Below are 14,097 nucleotides of genomic sequence, written 5' to 3'. Positions count from 1 at the left end.
TAGGCCCTTGTTCAGCGCGAGGCGGCGAATTGGGAAGGGCTGAGCACGCCGTCTTCGACTTCGCCGGCGGCGGCCGCATCAGCCTTGGCCTGGACGCGGCTGCGCAGTTTGGCGACGTTCACCACAACGCGGGTATGGGCCGCCGTCGCGACCAGTTCGACGTCATCGCGTACCTCGACGTTGAACGTGACGCTGCGTCCCTCGATGCGGGTGACCGTGGCGACGATGCTGACGGACATGCCCAGCAGCGTTGCGCCGACGTGTCGGATATCGACTGCGGCCCCAACGGTGTTTTCGCCTTCGTCGAGGAAGGTCAGCAGGTAGTCCAGGCACGTTTGTTCGATGTCGTTCACCAGGCGAGGCGTGGCGTAGATGCGCAAGTCTTCACCCAGAAACGAGATGGTGCGTTCCTTGTCGACGATCAGTTTGTGTTCGGTGGCGGTGCCTGCTTCGAGCGTGGAGAAATTCATGAGAAACCTCGTATTTGAGTGCTGTCAGTCAAAGAGTGATTCAGGTGGCGGGCAGGAAACCGATGGAGATCCATGGCACGGCGATCAGCACCCCGAGGGCGACAACGAGCGCGCCCAGATACGGCCAGACTCGACGCATGGCGCCGCTGGGGTCGACCTTGGCGATGGCGCACGCGGCATAGAAGCCCACACCAAACGGTGGGGCGAACAAGCCCAGGCCCATGGCAAAGATCGCGACCATTGCGTAATGCACGTCGTTGATGCCCATGGCCTTGGCAATCGGAAACAGCAGCGGTCCGAACAGCACGATGGCCGGGATGCCTTCCAGGAAGCTGCCCAGGAGGATGAACGCCACGGCGGAGATGATCAGGAAGCCCAGCGCACCACCCGGCACGGTCGACATCACTTGCGCCAATTGGTGGGAGAAGCCCGATTGGGTCAGCGCCCAGGCCATCGCAGTCGCGCTGCCGATGATGATCAGGATCGCGCCGGACAGCGACGCGGTGCTGACCAGGATCGGGTACAGCCGACGCCAGTCAAAGCAGCGGTAGCACAGCAACCCGACGATGAAGGTGTAGGCCACGCCAATGGCGGCGACTTCGGTGGCGGTGGCCACACCTTCGACCACAGCGGTGCGTATCACGAAGGGCAGGGCCAGGGCCGGTAACGCCACCAGCAGTGAATGCCCGATTTCCTTGGTCGAGGCGCGTTTGCCGGTGGTGACCTCGCCTTTGCGGTTTTTCCACCAGATCACTGCCGCCATCGCGATGGCGCCCACCACTGCTGGCATGAAGCCCCCAGTGAACAGGGCCGAAATCGACACCCCGGTCACCGAACCGATGGTGATCAGTACCAGGCTTGGGGGAATGGTTTCCGACATCGCGCCGGAGGCATTGAGCATCGCCACCAGTTCGTTTTCATCCTCGCCGCGTTTCTTCATTTCCGGAAACAGCGCCGGGGCGATGGCCGCCATGTCGGCAGCCTTGGAGCCGGAAATGCCGGAGATCAGGTAGATCGCGCCGATCAGCACATAAGACAGACCGCCACGCACATGGCCGATCAGCGAGCAGAGGAAGTGGATCATCGCGCGGGCCATGCCCATCGCTTCGATCAACGCACCCAGGAACACAAACAACGGAATGGCCAGCAGAATCAGGCTCGCCATGCCTTCGTCCATCCGCCCGACCACCAGGGTCAGCGGTGTGCTGGTCATGGTCGACAAGTACGCCACGGTCGCCAGGCCGAACGCGACCATGATCGGCACGCCGATGACGATCATGGCCATGACGCCGATCATGAAGAAGACCACCAGGTTCCAGTTGCCCATCAGCAGCAGAGGACCTTCAGCCGCCCACAACAACCCGGCCAGGGAGGCCAGCATCGCCACCGACACCGAGAAATCGATCAGCCGGGCGCTGGTCAGCAGCCGCGCGACACACGTCATCAGCATCAGGCTCAGGCCGACCGCGATGGCCGACACGCGAAAGGCGTTGGGGATTTCCAGGGCCGCCGTGGTGATGATCCACTCGTCGCTGACGTATTCCCAGGCGGGGGTGAACAGCAACCCGATGAACGTGATGACGATCACCGCGCCCAAGGTGTCGACAAAGGCGCGCTTCTCGAGCGGCAAGCGCCCGATGAACGAGGTCAGGCGCATGTGCTCGCCGCGCCGCATCGCCACCACCGAACCGAGCATCGCCAGCCACAGAAACAGCAGCGAGGCCAGTTCATCACCCCAGACAATGGGTTGATTGAGTACGTAGCGCGAGAACACATTGCAAAACAGCAGCGAGACTTCGATAACCACCAGCAACGCCGCGCTGCCTTCAGTCAGCCAGCGCAGCCCGGTGTCGAGTGCGCGGCCCAGACGAAATGTGGCCTGGTGTGGGCTGAGTCCTTCAGCGGGAGAAACATCCGTCATTGGTAGTTGGCTTTTCATGACTTTGTCTCCGGCTTAGGACAGTTGACCCGCGTACTGCTCGAGCAAGCTCCAGGCTTCGGGGCCGTACTTTTCCTTCCATTGGGTGTAGAAGCCTTTGGATTGCAGGTCCGCCCGGAACAACGAACGGTCGACTTTGTTGAAGGTGATGCCGTGGGCGGTCAATGACGGTTCCAGGCTGGAGTTGAGGTCGATGACCTGCTGGCGCTGCACCAGGGCGGCGGCGTTGATTTGCCGGGAGACGATTTCCTGTACGTCCGCTGGCAGTTTCGGAAAGGTCTTGCCCGAGGCGACAATCCAGAAGCCACCCCAGATGTGGTCAGTCATGGAGCAGTATTTCTGCACTTCATAGAACCGTGCGGACTCGACTACCACCAACGGGTTTTCCTGGCCGTCGACGACTTTGGTCTGCAACGCCGAGTAGGTTTCGTTGATGCTGATGCCGGTCGGGGAGGCGCCGAGTGCGCTGAACATCGAGGTCCACAACGGGCTGACCAGCACGCGCAGTTTGAAACCGGCGAGGTCTTGCGGGGTGTTGATCGGTCGGGTCGAACTGGTGATCTGGCGGAAACCGTTGTTCCAGACTTTCTCCATCGGGATCAAACCGACTTTCTCGGTCTTGGCCCGTACGTGCTCGCCCAGCTTGCCGTCCAGCGCGGCCCAGACACTGTCGTAGTCCTTGAAGGCGAACGGCATGCTTTCAATCGACATGGCCGGCACCAGCGTGGAGAGGATCGCACCTGGCAACGGAATGAAGTCGATGGCACCGGCACGCACCTGGGACAGCATGTCAGTGTCGCCGCCCATGGCGCCGTTGGCGTACACCTGCAGGTCCACGGCGCCGTTGGTTTCGGCCTTGATGGCTTCGGACGCGGCCTTCATCTGTTTATTCAACGGATGGGTGTCGGGCAGGCTGCTGGTGTAGCGCAACACAATCGGTTTGGTCGCGGCGAAGACGCTGGAGGGCAGCAGGTTGGCGGCGAATGCACCGCCCACGGTGACGCCGGCAGACACTAGAAATGATCGGCGGCTGACGGACTCGGTCAAGATACGGCTCATGATGTTCACCTTCTTGTTTTTGTTGTTGTTCAAAAAAACTGCGGATCAATGCTGATCCTTGTGGGAGCGAGCTTGCTCGCGATGGCGGCGTATCAGTCACCACTTATGTCGTTTGACACGACCTCATCGCGAGCAAGCTCGCTCCCACAGGTTTGCGTTATGCCAATGCCACCACGGCTTTGCTTTTAATCAGTTCGTCGATTTCATCGTCCGCGTAACCACTTTCCTTCAGCACTTCGCGAGTGTGTTCACCCAGCAATGGAGCGGGGCGGCTGGTCGGTGGCGCGGCGTTGTCCATGTCGGAGAAGTGGATCGGCAGCCCCATGCCGCGCACTCGGCCTTCGGTAGGGTGTTCGGTTTCCACGACCATGCCGCGTGCGATGGTTTGGGGGTGGGCCAGTGCGGCGGCGATGTCCAGGACCGGCCCGGCAGGCAGGCCGAGGCTGTCGAACAGCACCATCCATTCGTCCGTGGTGCGCGCAACCAGCACTTCGTTGAGGATCTCCACCAGGGCCAGGCGATGCTCCATGCGCAACGCGTTGCTGGCGAAGCGCGGGTCGGCTTTGAGTTGCGGCACGGCAAGCGCTTCGACCAGCCGTTCGTAGTTGGCCTGGTTGGCGGCGCCAATGTTGATCCAGCCGTCGGCGGTGCGGAACACCTGATACGGCGCGCTGGTGGAGTTGGCCGAACCCATCTTCGGCAGGATGGTGCCGTCGGCGAAATACGCCGCCGCCGGCCAGTACATTTGTTGCAGGCCGGCTTCGAACAGCGAGGTGTCGACCATCTGCCCAAGACCGGTTTTCTGCTTGGCCGCGTAGGCCGCGCAGATGCCGAGGGCGGCGAGGATGCCGGAGTTGATGTCGGCCACCGGCGAACCGGCCTTGACCGGCTCACGCCCGGCTTCACCGGTCATGCTCATCATGCCGCTCATGCCTTGGGCGATCAGGTCAAAACCGCCTTTTTCGCCGAACGGCCCGCTGCGGCCGTAACCGGAGATCGCGCAGTAGATCAGCCCGGGGTTAAGGGTTTTCAGGGTTTCATAACCGAGGCCGAATTTTTCCATGGTGCCGGCGCGGTAGTTTTCCGTGACCACATCGGCGTCCATCAACAGGCGGCGCAACACGTCGCGCCCGCCCTCGGTCTTGAGGTTCAGGCCAATGCCGCGCTTGTTGCGGTTGACCACCATGAACGAGGCGGATTCACCGCTGGCCATGATTGGCGAGAAGCGGCGCGAGTCGTCACCGTCCGGGACTTTCTCGACCTTCACCACGTCGGCGCCCATGTCGGCCAGCATCATGCCGCACACCGGGCCGGACATGATGTGAGCCAGTTCTACCACGCGCATTCCTGTCAGCGGTCCCATGTTATTTCCCCTTGAATTGTGGTTTGGCTTTCGCGATGAAAGCGTTCAGGCCAATCTGAAAATCGTCGGTGTCGTAGCAGCTGTAACTGCTGTCGATCTGCTCGGCGGTGGGCGCAACGCCGGCCTCAAGCTGGCGTGCGGCCTGGCGGTGCCAGCGGGCGACGAGGGGCGCGCCGTTGGCGATGCGCCTGGCGGTGGCGAGGGTTTCGGACTCGACCTCGCTATCAGCGACGACGCGGGTCACGAGGTGTTTCACGTAGGCGTCGTTGGCGTCGAGAATCCGCCCTTCGAGAAGGATTTCGAGGGTGGTCGAACGTCCGGCCAATGCCACCAGACCGGCCATTTCGTCATAGGACATGACCAATCCCAGCTTGCCGACCGGCGCGCCGAAGCGACTGGAGGTGCCGCAGATGCGCAAATCGCACAGTGCGGCGATTTCCAGGCCGCCGCCGACGCACACGCCGTGGATCATCGCGATCACCGGGTGTGGGCAGTCGGCAACGGCGCGCATGGCCCTGGACGTGACGTCGGCATAGACCCGGGCTTGCGCCTGATTGGCGCGCACAGCGGGAAACTCACCGACATCGGCGCCGGCGGCAAACGCTTGCTCGCCAGCGCCGCGCAACACCACGCAGCGCACGCTGGTATCGGCGGACAATTCGCTCATGACGTCACCCAGGTCCTGCCACATGGACAGGGTCAGGGCATTCATTTTTCCCGGATGACTGAGGGTGACGATGGCAAGGCTGTCTTGCCGGTCGATAAGGACGGTGGGCTTCATGATTGTTCCGCTGGCGTCGAATCGCGTTCGACGCTGCGGTTGCCTCCTGATTTATTGTTGTTGGATAGCGGCTGCTTACAGCGATTGTTCGAGCATCGACAGGTAGTCCGCGGGCGATGCTTCGCGGGGATTGGTCTTGTGGCTGTGATCGTGCAAGGCGCCTTCGACAATGCCGGCGAACAGGCTTGGGTCGACGCCGATCTCGCTCAGGCGGGTTGGCAGGCCCAGGCGTCGGGTCATGTCTTCGATGGCCTCACCGATATTGGCGCCGGCCGCAAGGCCCATGGCATGGCGCAGGCGTTCGAGCTTGCGTTCGTCGCGAACGGTGGGTGCGTTGGCGTTGAAGTCGACGACGGCGGGCAGAAAGATCGCGTTCAAGGTGCCGTGGTGCAGTTTCGGATTGATGCCGCCCAGGGCGTGGGACAGGCTGTGCACACAGCCCAACCCTTTCTGGAAGGCCAGCGCGCCTTGCATCGACGCGCTCATCATGTTCATCCGGGCTTCGCGATCACCGGGTTCGGTGGTGGCGCGCTCGATGTGTTCCCAGGCGCGCCACAAGCCATCGAGGGCAATGCCATCGGCGGCGGGGTTGAAGGCCGGTGCCATGAACGTTTCGATGCAATGGGCGATCGCGTCCATGCCGGTGGCGGCGGTCAGCATCGCTGGCAGGCCCAGGGTCAGTTCCGGGTCGCAGATGGCCACGCGAGGCACGACATAAGGCGAGATTACGCCCACCTTGCGACCATCGTCGAGGATCAGAATGGCGCCCCGGCCGACTTCGCTGCCGGTGCCTGCCGTGGTCGGAATGGCAATCAGCGGCGCGGTGGCAGACGTAATGCGATCCAGCCCGCCTTCGATCACCGCAAAGCTTTGCAGGGGGCCGTCGTGGGTGGCGCAGACCGCGACACCTTTGGCCAGATCAATCGAAGAACCGCCACCCACCGCGATGATGCCGTTGCACTCGCCCAGGTGGTATTGCTCGACGGCGTCACGCACCGCGTGTTCGTTGGGATTGGGCGGGGTGGCGTCAAAAATCGTCGGTGTACGTTCAGCGCCGAGGGCTGCGATGACCTTGTCGACGATACCGGCGCGGCGCACGCCGACGTCAGTGACGATCAGCGGCCGGGTGATACCGGCGCGCTCGGCTTCGGCGGCCAGATGCTGCAGGCTGTCGTAGCCGAACTGGATTTTGGTGACGTAATTGATGAGGGACATGATTCACCACAAGTTATACAGGATTGTTATTGTTGCAATCGGTTGGGGGCAGGAGAGCTTTCGATCTCGGGTCAAACCCATTGCATTGCCTGGTCGTGGGGTGGACTATAGGGCCGTCGTGGCGAGCCTCGATACTGACAACTTTCGATACCTCTATAACTTTTAGTTAACCCTGATGACGCCCTCACTCAACTCGATCATGTCCCGCCTGCACATCAAGCAGCTGCGTTTGCTGATAGCCCTGGATGAGCACGGCTCCTTGCTGGGCGCGGCCAAGCAGGTCGCGCTGACCCAACCCGGCGCCAGCAAAGCCCTGCAGGAAATTGAAACCACCTTTGGCACGTCGCTGTTCACCCGCACTAACCGCGGGCTTGAACCGAACGATGCCGGACGCTCGGTGATCCGCTACGCCCGGCTGATCCAGACCGACCTCGCACACCTGCGCGAAGAGATCATCGGCATCATGAGCGGCGAGGGCGGACGGGTGTCCGTCGGCACCATCATGGGCGCCGTGCCGCTGTTGACCACCGCTATCAGCCGAGTCATTGCCGACAACCCGAAACTGTCGATCGAGATCGTCGAAGACACCAGCGCCGCGCTGCTCAGCCAGCTCGACGCCGGGCGCCTGGACCTTGCGATCTGCCGTACCACCATCAGCACCACGCCCTACTTGTATGAGAGCTCGACCTTCGTCGAAGAAACCCTGGCGGTGATCGCCAGCACCCAACATCCGTTCGCCTACGCCCGGCAGTTGTCGCTCAAGGACCTAGTGGATTACCGCTGGGTCGTCTACCGCGCCAACATGCCGATGCGCTTGTTGCTGGAACGCGAATTTCACGAGGCCGACCTGCGGTTCCCGGTGCACCTGCTGGAAACCACCTCGGCGTTTGCCACGCTGTCGCTGCTCCAGGAAAACCCGACCCTGGTCGCGCTGGTGTCGACCGATGTGGCGAAGTTCTGCTCCGGCTACGGCTTCACCACCACGCTGCCGCTGCCCATCACCTCACGCAGCGAACCCTATGAGCTGGTATCGCGCAAAGGCGTACCGGACTCGCCGGCGGCGCGCTTGCTGCGAGAGGCTTTGTTGAATCCCTCGGGATAATGCCTGCGTCTGCAAGTGAGCATTCGTGCGATTAAGGCAAATGTGATTTGCCGTGGAGGCGGTGTTTGAAAGGATGTCTGCGCCGCAATACTTCGCGGGATTTTGCCTGCCCAATAATTGGCCCATGGATGGCCACTGCGAGGTTCCAACATGAATGTGCCCAACCGGCTCGCGCTCTTGATGACCACTGCCGCGCTCCTCACTGCCTGTGGTGAATCTTCCAAACTGCCGCCACAGGCGGGCGTCGGCCCGGCCCCGCAGTTGCCCGAGCCCGTCACGTCGCTGATCCCCACCTTGAAAGTTTCAAAAGCGGTGGGCTGGTCGGGTCAGGACCGCCCCAAGGCGCCTGCCGGTTTCACCGTGGCCGCGCTGGCTGAAAACCTCGACCACCCGCGCTGGATCTATGTCTTGCCCAACGGCGATGTGCTGGTCGCCGAAAGCAATCATCCGCCGATGCCGGAAGGGGCCACCGATGGCGGCACCGGTCCGATTGCCTGGGTACGCCGCACGGCGATGGGGTTCGTGATGGGCCGCGTGGGGGCCGACGCCCCGAGCGCCAACCGAATCACCTTGTTGCGCGATGTCGACGGCGACGGTCACGCCGAGGTTCGAACCGAGTTCATGACCGGTCTGACCTCGCCGTTCGGCATGGCGCTGGTGGGCAATGAGTTGTTCATCGCCAACGCCGACGCCTTGGTCAAGGTCCCATACAGCGAAGGTCAGACCGAGATAAAGGCAGTACCGGTGAAAGTCACCGACCTGCCGGCGGGCATCAATCACCACTGGACCAAGAACGTGTTGGCCAACCCTGAAGGGACGCGGTTGTACGTCACGGTGGGTTCCAACAGCAATGTCGGCGAAAACGGTCTCGATGCGGAAGAAGGCCGCGCCGCGATTTGGGAGGTCGACGTCAAGAACGGCAGCAAGCGTCTGTTTGCCAGCGGTCTGCGCAACCCCAACGGGCTGGCCTGGAAGCCGGGTACGACGCAGCTGTGGACGGTAGTCAACGAGCGTGACGAAATCGGCAGCGACCTGGTGCCCGATTACCTGACGTCGGTGAAGGACGGCGCATTCTACGGCTGGCCGTGGAGTTACTACGGCGCCCACGTCGACACCCGTGTCGAGCCGCCGCGCCCGGACAAAGTGGCCCAGGCCATTGCCCCGGATTACGCGCTGGGCACGCACGTCGCGCCGCTGGGCTTGGCATTCTCGGACTCGCGGGCCATGCCGGCGAACTTCGCCCAAGGTGTTTTCGTTGGCGAGCATGGCTCGTGGAACCGCAACCCGCAGGCGGGCTATAAAGTGGTGTTCATCCCGTTCAGCGATGGCAAACCCAATGGAATGCCGGTTGATTTCCTGACCGGGTTTCTCAATGCCGACGGCGAAGCGCAGGGGCGTCCCGTGGGCGTAACGCTGGACCAGCGCGGCGCGTTGTTGGTCGCTGATGATGTCGGGAACAAGATCTGGCGTATCGCCGCCGTGAAACCCTAGTCAACATCACAATTGTCAGGAGCACGATTATGGATTTGGGTATTTCAGGTCGTTGGGCGATTGTCTGCGCCGCCAGCAAAGGCTTGGGTCTGGCGTGTGCGCGAGCCTTGGCGATGGAGGGCGTCAATCTGGTGATCAACGCACGCGGCGACGAAACATTGCAGGCCGCCGCCGGACAATTACGCAACCTGGCGCCGGGAATTGAAGTGCGCACGGTGGCCGGGGACATCAGCACCCCTGAGGTGCGCGAGCAGGTGCTGGCGGCGTGTCCGCAGGTCGATATCCTGATCAATAACGCTGGCGGACCACCGCCGGGCGACTTCCGTGACTGGCAGCGTGAAGACTGGTTGAAGGCGCTGGACGCCAACATGCTCACGCCCATCGAGCTGATCAAGGCCTGCGTCGATGGCATGGCCGAGCGCGGTTTCGGGCGCGTGGTCAACATCACGTCGGGCGCGGTCAAGGCCCCCATCGATGTGCTCGGCCTGTCCAACGGCGCGCGCAGTGGCTTGACCGGTTTTATCGCCGGGCTGGCGCGTCAGGCGCGGCTGGCCGGGCACAACGTGACGATCAACAATTTGCTGCCGGGCCCGTTCGAGACCGAACGCTTGCACAAAACCCTGAGCGCGGCCGCCCAGGCCAATGGCACCGATGTCGAGCAGATCAGTGAACAGCGCCGCCGAAACGTCCCGGCCCAGCGCTTCGGCCAGCCCGATGAATTCGGCGCCTACTGCGCGTTCATTTGCAGCGCCCACAGCGGTTTTCTGACCGGGCAGAATTTGTTGTTGGATGGCGGCAGTTATCCCGGTACGTTTTGATGGATCGTCAGGCGTAAAAGGAGCACAAGGCAGGTGAGCGTCGATATTCAATGCGTGGTGGTCGGGGCCGGCGTGGTCGGCCTCGCGGTGGCCAGGGCGCTGGCCCGGACCGGGCGCGAAGTGATCCTGGTCGAGGCTGGCGACGGCATTGGCGTGGGCATCAGTTCGCGCAATTCCGAAGTGATCCATGCCGGGATCTATTACCCGAGCGCCAGCCTGAAAGCGCAGTTGTGCGTGGAGGGCAAGCAACGCCTTTACGCTTTCTGCGATGAGCGCAGCGTCGATTACCAACGCCTGGGCAAGCTGATCGTGGCCACCGATGAGCGTCAGTGCGTGGCGTTGCAGGCGTTATTGGAACAGGGCCAACGCAACGGCGTCGATGACTTGCAATGGCTCGACGCGGGGCAAGCACAAGCGCTTGAACCGGCGCTGTCCTGCGTCGCGGCGCTCTGGTCGCCTTCCACCGGTATCGTCGATTCCCATGCCCTGATGCTGGCGCTTCAGGCAGACGCCGAAGCCCTCGGCACATCGATTGCCTTTCACACGCCGCTGGCATCTGCCCGATGCACCGAGCAAGGTTTTGAACTGCACATGGGCGGTGCGCAGCCGATGACGTTGAACTGCCGCGAGTTGATCAATTGCGCCGGGTTGTCCGCGCCGGATGTGGCGAGCCGGATTAAAGGTTTGCCATCGCAGCACGTTCCTGCGGCGCGGTTGTGCAAAGGCAGCTATTTCAGTTTCAGCGGTCGGGCGCCGTTTCGGCATCTGGTGTATCCGGCGCCGGAAAGTGCCGGGCTCGGGGTGCACATGACCCTCGACCTGGGTGGACAGGCGCGTTTCGGGCCGGATGTCGAATGGGTCGATCAGGTGGATTACCGCGTGGACTCGCGCCGGGCCGACGGCTTCTACGAAGCGATCCGGCGTTACTGGCCCGGTTTGCCCGATGACAGCCTGCAACCGGCCTACAGCGGCATCCGCCCGAAAATCACCGGCCCGAACGAGCCGGCGGCTGACTTCATCATCAGCGGTCCGACCGAACATGGCGTGCCGGGGCTGGTGAACCTGTTCGGCATTGAATCCCCAGGCCTCACCAGTTGCCTGGCGCTGGCCGAACGGGTAGTTCAGCGTCTGGCACCGCACTCCTTTTAGTCGCTGGCGAAACTGCCGGTTATCAGTGTTTACGCTGCTTTGCGACGAGAGGGCTATGCTTGGCAGAGTGCCCATTGTCATGGGAGAGCTGTGATGATCAACGTACGCACTGCCCGCATGCTTGCCGAATACAAGCAATGGGCCGACAAGCGCCTGTTTGACAGCCTGGCCGAACTGCCGCCGGGAGAGGTCGACAAAGAGCGGGTGTCGGTGTTCAGGAACATGATCGGCACCCTGAACCACATCTATGTCGTGGACTGCATCTGGAAGGCTCACCTCGAAGGCCGAGGGCACGGCTTCAAAACCTCACACGATCTGTTGCATCCCGACCTGTCTGACTTGCGCATGGCGCAAAAGGACATCGATCACTGGTACTGCGACTGGAGCGCCCGGCAGACCGAGTCCTCGCTGGACAAACCTGTCGAGTTCACCTTCGTTTCGGGCGAGAGCGGCTCCATGAGCGCCGGCGCGATGTTGCTGCACGTGGTCAACCACGCCAGCTACCACCGGGGCTGGGTGATCCAGATGTATTTCGACATTCCCGCCATGCCGCCGATGACCGATATGCCGATCTTCCTGCGCGAAACCGATCCCGCGTCTTTCCAATCGATCAATACCCCGGTAGCGGCGCCGACCTGTATTGGACGATTCTCGAGTGCAACCAACGTTCTGCCGAATCGTTATCGTTGACGGTTGGCTGATCGTTCCCACGTCGAGGCGTCGAACCGTCCGCGTGGGAATGCCTCTAGGGACGCTCCGCATTCCAGCTTTCGAAAGGGACGCGGAGCGTCCCGGGCTGCATTCCCACGCAGAGCGTGGGAACGATCATTGCGAGCCCGATTTGGTCAGTACTTTCCTGAGCGTCTCCGGAAAAGGAGGCGCATTTATTTTTCAGTCTGGTCCGTGGTGTATGGGCGCGGGGGGAGTTTTAAACGTCGATGTTTAATCGACATCTCCAGACACTCTCTCAGGCTACACATCCTTGCGTCGTTGCCTACGTCTGCGCCAGAATCCGCCGGCTTGTGCGCCTTGGGCCTGGACTCTATCGTTTCCGGGTCGCTGCCAATTCAGCGACCGGACTTGACCGTCCGAATCGATCAAGGCGTACCAGTGGCCAAAAAAAGCTCCAGGCTTTTTGCGGTGGCTGTGCGAGGGACACTTTCGAGTGTGCCGGATTCCTTGATTTCCGGTCGGTCAACCCGCGTACAGCTGCCACCTTTCGTTTGACCGCGTCAGGTCGCAGCTCCGCCAATCAAGGAGCTTCACTGTGTTCAAAACCACCCCCAATCCTCCGGATATAAACGACGTTTCTCCGTACGAATCCCCCGATTCCAAAAAATTCAACGAAGCCGCCGACCGCGCCCTCGACCATTACCTCAACCCCGCCAAGGCGCCACCCCCAAGAAAACCCAGCACGATGTTCCTCATCGCGCCCGATATCGATTCGGAAAGCCTGTTGGCTCACGCCTGCGAGTCCCTGGCCTCGGCAAGTGTGATGGCGAGTGATTTTGCCGGGGAGCTGCAAGGACCGCAGCGCCACAAGATGCTGGCGTTGCAGCAGATCATCATGCTGGGCGAGCTGGCGGTAAACCGGGCGCTGGATAACGTCGATCCGCAGAGCGCCTGATCAGATCGTTCCCACGCTCTGCGTGGGAATGCAGCCCGGGACGCTCCGCGTCCCTTTCCCGACCTGGAACGCGGAGCGTCCCTAGAGGCATTCCCACGCGGACGGTTCGACGTGGGAACGATCATGGCGAACCTGGCTCTGTCAGCACTTTCCTGAACGTCTCCACCAGCGGCCGCAGATTGATTCGGTGCCACGCCGCCCACAATGGCGTGGTAAACGAAATCCATGGCACTTCCCGCAGCACCACGCCCGGTGGTGCATTGCGGCTCAAGCCTTTTTGAATCATCGCAATCCCCAGTCCTGACGCTACCAGCCCCAACGCGGTGAAGGGCTCGGTGGCTTCCATGCGGATGTCCGGGGTGAAACCGGCGCGGATGCAGGCGCTGATGAAGTCGTCGCGGCTGGCACAGTTCTGCCGGTGTTGCACGCCGATCCACTCCTGATCGGCCAGGTCTGCCGGGCTCAGTGTCGCTTGCTGGGCGAGGGCATGGTGCTCGGGCAAGGCCAGTAGCATCGGGTCGTCGAGCACCTGGAAACCCAGCAGGTCCGGATCGTCGGCAAGGGGCGGTTCGCCTACCAGGGCGATGTCCAGACTACGCTGACGCAGGCCTTCGAGTTGTTCGGCAGAGCTCAGGTTGTACAGCGCGACGTGCACGTTCGGCCGGTCGCCGCGCAGCACGCGCAGGGCGTTGGGCAACACGCCGGCGTGCATGGCGTTTTCGATGTAGCCGATGCACAAGCCGCCTTCTTCGCCACGGCCCAGGCGCTTGCCCAACGATTCGAGGCGGTTGGCGTGGGTCAGCAGGGCGCGAGTTTCGGCGAGGAACGTCTGGCCGTCGCGGGTCAGGCGGATGCGCTGCTGGCTGCGCTCAAACAGGGTCAGGCCCAGACGTTCTTCGAGCTGGGCGATTTGCCGGCTCAGGGGCGACTGGGAAATGTGCAAACGTTCGGCGGCGCGACCGACGTGTTCTTCTTCGGCGACGGCGACGAAGTAGCGCAATTGGCGGATGTCGATCATGTCAGACCTATCGGGACTTAAGTGCTGCGCATTATGTCTTGGACGGTCCGATCATCGCAATCTAG

At 62.2% G+C, this 14,097-nt stretch carries 13 protein-coding genes; 6 read left to right on the top strand and 7 right to left on the bottom strand.

Annotated elements, in window-relative coordinates; all coding sequences use genetic code 11:
* Positions 1 to 11 precede the first annotated feature (11 nt).
* From ACM6I0_RS12750 to ACM6I0_RS12725, 6 genes are all read right to left on the bottom strand, one after another.
* Entirely contained in the window at positions 12 to 470 is a 459-nt protein-coding gene (locus ACM6I0_RS12750) for a thioesterase family protein (protein WP_259154547.1), read from the bottom strand.
* Between the two features lie 40 nt (positions 471 to 510).
* The gene (locus tag ACM6I0_RS12745) at positions 511 to 2,409 is read right to left on the bottom strand and encodes a TRAP transporter large permease subunit (RefSeq protein WP_414922433.1); all 1,899 of its coding nucleotides are present in this window, start codon (positions 2,407 to 2,409) and stop codon (positions 511 to 513) included.
* Positions 2,410 to 2,424: 15 nt separating this feature from the next.
* Positions 2,425 to 3,468, bottom strand: coding sequence for a TRAP transporter substrate-binding protein (locus ACM6I0_RS12740; RefSeq protein WP_285431151.1), 1,044 nt, complete (start codon positions 3,466 to 3,468; stop codon positions 2,425 to 2,427).
* A gap of 157 nt (positions 3,469 to 3,625) precedes the next feature.
* A complete protein-coding gene (locus tag ACM6I0_RS12735; RefSeq protein ID WP_414922432.1) occupies positions 3,626 to 4,831 on the bottom strand; it encodes a CaiB/BaiF CoA transferase family protein in 1,206 nt (401 codons plus the stop codon).
* A gap of 1 nt (position 4,832) precedes the next feature.
* Complete coding sequence (locus ACM6I0_RS12730; protein WP_414922431.1) at positions 4,833 to 5,612, bottom strand: enoyl-CoA hydratase-related protein; 780 nt, start codon at positions 5,610 to 5,612, stop codon at positions 4,833 to 4,835.
* A gap of 75 nt (positions 5,613 to 5,687) precedes the next feature.
* Complete coding sequence (locus ACM6I0_RS12725) at positions 5,688 to 6,827, bottom strand: iron-containing alcohol dehydrogenase (RefSeq protein ID WP_414922430.1); 1,140 nt, start codon at positions 6,825 to 6,827, stop codon at positions 5,688 to 5,690.
* 175 nt (positions 6,828 to 7,002) lie between these two features.
* On the opposite strand from ACM6I0_RS12725, the gene ACM6I0_RS12720 reads away from it, so the two are divergent.
* The 6 genes from ACM6I0_RS12720 to ACM6I0_RS12695 all read left to right on the top strand — a co-directional run bounded on the left by ACM6I0_RS12720 (position 7,003) and on the right by ACM6I0_RS12695 (position 13,014).
* Positions 7,003 to 7,929, top strand: a complete 927-nt coding sequence (locus ACM6I0_RS12720; protein WP_285431157.1) for a LysR family transcriptional regulator — start codon at positions 7,003 to 7,005, stop codon at positions 7,927 to 7,929.
* A gap of 150 nt (positions 7,930 to 8,079) precedes the next feature.
* Positions 8,080 to 9,420, top strand: coding sequence for a PQQ-dependent sugar dehydrogenase (locus ACM6I0_RS12715; protein ID WP_414922429.1), 1,341 nt, complete (start codon positions 8,080 to 8,082; stop codon positions 9,418 to 9,420).
* Between the two features lie 29 nt (positions 9,421 to 9,449).
* Positions 9,450 to 10,238: an SDR family oxidoreductase gene (locus ACM6I0_RS12710; RefSeq protein ID WP_285431159.1), complete on the top strand. Its 789-nt coding sequence runs from the start codon at positions 9,450 to 9,452 to the stop codon at positions 10,236 to 10,238.
* A 33-nt stretch (positions 10,239 to 10,271) separates the two neighbouring features.
* Positions 10,272 to 11,387, top strand: a complete 1,116-nt coding sequence (locus tag ACM6I0_RS12705) for an NAD(P)/FAD-dependent oxidoreductase (protein ID WP_414922428.1) — start codon at positions 10,272 to 10,274, stop codon at positions 11,385 to 11,387.
* 93 nt (positions 11,388 to 11,480) lie between these two features.
* Complete coding sequence (locus tag ACM6I0_RS12700; RefSeq protein WP_285431162.1) at positions 11,481 to 12,077, top strand: DinB family protein; 597 nt, start codon at positions 11,481 to 11,483, stop codon at positions 12,075 to 12,077.
* A 577-nt stretch (positions 12,078 to 12,654) separates the two neighbouring features.
* Complete coding sequence (locus ACM6I0_RS12695; RefSeq protein ID WP_414922427.1) at positions 12,655 to 13,014, top strand: DUF6124 family protein; 360 nt, start codon at positions 12,655 to 12,657, stop codon at positions 13,012 to 13,014.
* A 121-nt stretch (positions 13,015 to 13,135) separates the two neighbouring features.
* Here ACM6I0_RS12695 and ACM6I0_RS12690 read toward each other — a convergent pair whose 3' ends face one another.
* On the bottom strand, positions 13,136 to 14,032 hold the full coding sequence (locus ACM6I0_RS12690; protein ID WP_414922426.1) for a LysR substrate-binding domain-containing protein: 897 nt from the start codon (positions 14,030 to 14,032) through the stop codon (positions 13,136 to 13,138).
* Between the last annotated feature and the right edge of the window lie 65 nt (positions 14,033 to 14,097).

The sequence above is a fragment of the Pseudomonas sp. IT-P294 genome (genome assembly GCF_949767865.1).
Taxonomy (GTDB): Bacteria; Pseudomonadota; Gammaproteobacteria; order Pseudomonadales; family Pseudomonadaceae; genus Aquipseudomonas.
This window is presented reverse-complemented; position numbering and strand designations above follow the sequence as displayed.

Coding starts and splice junctions, on each gene's coding strand:
- ACM6I0_RS12700 (WP_285431162.1), top strand. CDS start 11,481: ATGATCAACGTACGCACTGCCCGCATGCTTGCCGAATACAAGCAATGG.
- ACM6I0_RS12715 (WP_414922429.1), top strand. CDS start 8,080: ATGAATGTGCCCAACCGGCTCGCGCTCTTGATGACCACTGCCGCGCTC.
- ACM6I0_RS12735 (WP_414922432.1), bottom strand. CDS start 4,831: ATGGGACCGCTGACAGGAATGCGCGTGGTAGAACTGGCTCACATCATG.
- ACM6I0_RS12725 (WP_414922430.1), bottom strand. CDS start 6,827: ATGTCCCTCATCAATTACGTCACCAAAATCCAGTTCGGCTACGACAGC.
- ACM6I0_RS12745 (WP_414922433.1), bottom strand. CDS start 2,409: ATGAAAAGCCAACTACCAATGACGGATGTTTCTCCCGCTGAAGGACTC.
- ACM6I0_RS12740 (WP_285431151.1), bottom strand. CDS start 3,468: ATGAGCCGTATCTTGACCGAGTCCGTCAGCCGCCGATCATTTCTAGTG.
- ACM6I0_RS12730 (WP_414922431.1), bottom strand. CDS start 5,612: ATGAAGCCCACCGTCCTTATCGACCGGCAAGACAGCCTTGCCATCGTC.
- ACM6I0_RS12710 (WP_285431159.1), top strand. CDS start 9,450: ATGGATTTGGGTATTTCAGGTCGTTGGGCGATTGTCTGCGCCGCCAGC.
- ACM6I0_RS12720 (WP_285431157.1), top strand. CDS start 7,003: ATGACGCCCTCACTCAACTCGATCATGTCCCGCCTGCACATCAAGCAG.
- ACM6I0_RS12750 (WP_259154547.1), bottom strand. CDS start 470: ATGAATTTCTCCACGCTCGAAGCAGGCACCGCCACCGAACACAAACTG.
- ACM6I0_RS12690 (WP_414922426.1), bottom strand. CDS start 14,032: ATGATCGACATCCGCCAATTGCGCTACTTCGTCGCCGTCGCCGAAGAA.